1 protein-coding gene is annotated in these 3,555 nt (G+C 69.4%); it reads right to left on the bottom strand.

Going from position 1 to position 3,555, the window contains the following annotated elements:
* Positions 1 to 66: 66 nt before the first annotated feature.
* Positions 67 to 3,555, bottom strand: a 3,489-nt coding sequence (locus ACFC02_RS42030; protein ID WP_376368223.1) for a multifunctional oxoglutarate decarboxylase/oxoglutarate dehydrogenase thiamine pyrophosphate-binding subunit/dihydrolipoyllysine-residue succinyltransferase subunit, incomplete at its 5' end; no start/stop codon positions are given.

Genomic DNA, 3,555 nt, shown 5'->3' with positions numbered 1-3,555 from the left:
CCCCCGGCGAGGGGGTGCGGCCCGGTCAGGCGCGGTCCGCGGGAGCGCTGACGCCCCGCGGTGCGCTCACGCCTCGAACACCTCGCGCACCAGCTGCTCCTGCTCCGCCTGGTGCCGCTTGGCGGAACCCACGGCCGGGGAGGAGGAGTGCGGACGCGAGATGCGGCGCAGCCGCTCGCTGTGCGGCACGTCCGCGCCGACCGCCAGGTCCAGGTGGTCGATCAGGTTGAGCGCGATGAACGGCCAGGCACCCTGGTTCGCCGGCTCCTCCTGCGTCCACAGGTACTTCTCGGCGTTCGGGTACTTCTTGATCTCCGCCTGCAGCTCCGCACCCGGCAGCGGGTACAGGCGCTCGATGCGGATGATCGCGGTGTCCGTCACGCCGCGCTTCTTCCGCTCGGCGTCGAGGTCGTAGTAGACCTTGCCGGCGCAGAAGACGACCTTCTTGACGGCGCTCGCCTCGACCGAGTCGTCGCCGATGACCGGGCGGAACTGGCCCGTCGTGAACTCCTCCGTCTTCGAGGCGGCGGCCTTCAGGCGCAGCATCGACTTCGGGGTGAAGACCACCAGCGGCTTGTGGTGCGGGTTGTGCACCTGCCACCGCAGGAGGTGGAAGTAGTTCGACGGCAGGGTCGGCATCGCGACCGTCATGTTGTTCTGCGCGCACAGCTGGAGGTAGCGCTCGATGCGGGCCGAGGAGTGGTCCGGGCCCTGGCCCTCGTAGCCGTGCGGCAGCAGCAGCGTGACGCCGGAGGTCTGGCCCCACTTCTGCTCGGCGGCCGAGATGTACTCGTCGATGACCGACTGGGCGCCGTTGGCGAAGTCGCCGAACTGGGCCTCCCACATCACCAGCGCGTCCGGGCGGGTCAGCGAGTAGCCGTACTCGAAGCCCATGACCGCGTACTCGGAGAGCAGCGAGTCGTAGACGTTGTAGCGGGCCTGGTCGTCGGAGAGGTACAGCAGCGGCGTGTAGTCCTCGCCGGTCTCGCGGTCGATCAGCACCGCGTGGCGCTGGCCGAAGGTGCCGCGGCGGGAGTCCTGGCCGGAGAGCCGGACCGGGACGCCCTCCAGGAGCAGCGAGCCGATGGCGAGGGTCTCGCCCATGCCCCAGTCGATGGTGCCGTCCTCGACCATGGCCGCCCGGCGCTGCAGCTGCGGCAGCAGACGCGGGTGGACGGTGATGTGGTCGGGGATGTTGACCTGGGACTCGGCGATGCGCTTGACGACCTCGGCGGAGATCGCGGTGCTGACCTCGACCGGGAAGCCCGCCTGCGGGTCCGGGGACTGCGGGGCGGCCGGCTGCGAGGTGGCCTCGCGGACCTCGGTGAAGACCTTCTCCAGCTGGCCCTGGTAGTCCTGCAGCGCCTGCTCGGCCTCTTCCAGGGTGATGTCGCCGCGACCGATCAGGGACTCGGTGTAGAGCTTGCGCACCGAGCGCTTCTTGTCGATCAGGTCGTACATCAGCGGCTGGGTGAAGGCCGGGTTGTCCGACTCGTTGTGACCGCGGCGGCGGTAGCAGATGAGGTCGATCACCACGTCCTTGTTGAACGCCTGGCGGAACTCGAAGGCGAGCCGCGCCACGCGTACGACGGCCTCGGGGTCGTCGCCGTTGACGTGGAAGATCGGGGCCTCGATCATGCGGGCCACGTCCGTGGCGTACATCGAGGAGCGCGAGGACTCCGGGGCGGCGGTGAAGCCGACCTGGTTGTTGATGACGATGTGGACCGTGCCGCCGGTGCGGTAGCCGCGCAGCTGCGACATGTTCAGGGTCTCGGCCACCACGCCCTGGCCCGCGAAGGCCGCGTCGCCGTGGATCGCCACCGGCAGGACGGTGAAGTCCGTGCCGCCCTTGTTGATGACGTCCTGCTTGGCGCGGGAGATGCCCTCGATGACCGGGTCGACCGTCTCCAGGTGGGACGGGTTCGCGGCCAGCGAGACCTTGATCTGCTCGCCGTCCAGGCCGGTGAAGGTGCCCTCGGCGCCCAGGTGGTACTTCACGTCGCCGGAGCCGTGCATCGACTTCGGGTCGAGGTTGCCCTCGAACTCGCGGAAGATCTGCGCGTACGACTTGCCGACGATGTTGGCCAGCACGTTGAGGCGGCCGCGGTGGGCCATGCCGACGACGACCTCGTCCAGGCGCGACTCGGCGGCCGAGTCGAGGACCGCGTCGAGCAGCGGGATGACGGACTCGCCGCCCTCCAGGGAGAAGCGCTTCTGGCCGACGTACTTCGTCTGCAGGAAGGTCTCGAAGGCCTCCGCCGCGTTCAGCCTGCGCAGGATGCGCAGCTGCTCCTCGCGCTCCGGCTTGGAGTGCGGGCGCTCCACGCGGTCCTGGATCCACTTGCGCTGCTTGGGGTCCTGGATGTGCATGAACTCGATGCCGACCGTGCGGCAGTACGAGTCGCGCAGCACGCCGAGGATGTCGCGCAGCTTCATCATCGACTTGCCGGCGAAGCCGCCGACGGCGAACTCGCGCTCCAGGTCCCACAGGGTGAGCCCGTGCTCGGTGATGTCCAGGTCGGGGTGCTTGCGCTGCTGGTACTCCAGCGGGTCGGTGTCGGCCATGACGTGGCCGCGGACCCGGTAGGAGTGGATCAGCTCGAAGACCCGGGCGGCCTTGGTGACGTCGTCGTCGTGGCTGGCGTCGATGTCCTTGAGCCAGCGGACCGGCTCGTAGGGGATGCGCAGGGCCTCGAAGATCTCGTCGTAGAAGCCGTTCTCGCCGAGCAGCAGGTTGGCGACCTGGCGCAGGAACTCGCCGGAGGCGGCGCCCTGGATCACCCGGTGGTCGTAGGTCGACGTGAGCGTCATGACCTTGGAGATGCCGAGCTTGTTCAGGGTGTCCTGGGAGGTGCCCTGGAACTCCGCCGGGTAGTCCATGGAGCCGACGCCCATGATCACCGACTGGCCGGGCATCAGCCGCGGCACGGAGTGGACGGTGCCGAGGCCGCCGGGGTTGGTGAGGGAGACGGTGACGCCGGTGAAGTCGTCCATCGTCAGCTTGCCCTCGCGGGCGCGGCGGACGATGTCCTCGTAGGCCTGCCAGAACTCGAAGAAGTTCAGCGTCTCGGCCTTCTTGATCGCCGCGACGACGAGCTGGCGGTCGCCGTTGGGCTTCACCAGGTCGATGGCGAGACCGAGGTTGGTGTGCTCCGGCTTGACCAGGGTCGGCTTGCCGTCCTTCTCGGCGAAGGAGTGGTTCATCGCCGGCATGGCCTTGATGGCCTGGACCATCGCGTAGCCGATGAGGTGCGTGAAGGAGATCTTCCCGCCGCGGGCCCGCTTGAGGTGGTTGTTGATGACGATGCGGTTGTCGAACAGCAGCTTCACCGGGACGGCGCGCACGGACGTGGCCGTGGGCAGCTCCAGGGAGGCGTTCATGTTCTTGGCGACCGCGGCGGACGGGCCGCGCAGCGTCACGAGCTCGGGGCCGGCGGGGGCCTCGGTGGCGGGCTCGGCCTTCGCCTGCGCCTTGGCGGCGGCGGGCGCGGGCTTGGCGGCGGCCGACTTCGCGGGGGCCGGGGCCTGCGCGGCGGGCTTCGCCGGGGCCGGGGC

It is taken from the genome of Streptomyces sp. NPDC056160, assembly GCF_042268205.1.
Taxonomy (GTDB): domain Bacteria; phylum Actinomycetota; class Actinomycetes; order Streptomycetales; family Streptomycetaceae; genus Streptomyces.
The sequence above is the reverse complement of the archived record's forward strand: the minus strand, read 5'-3'. Positions and strand labels throughout refer to the sequence as shown.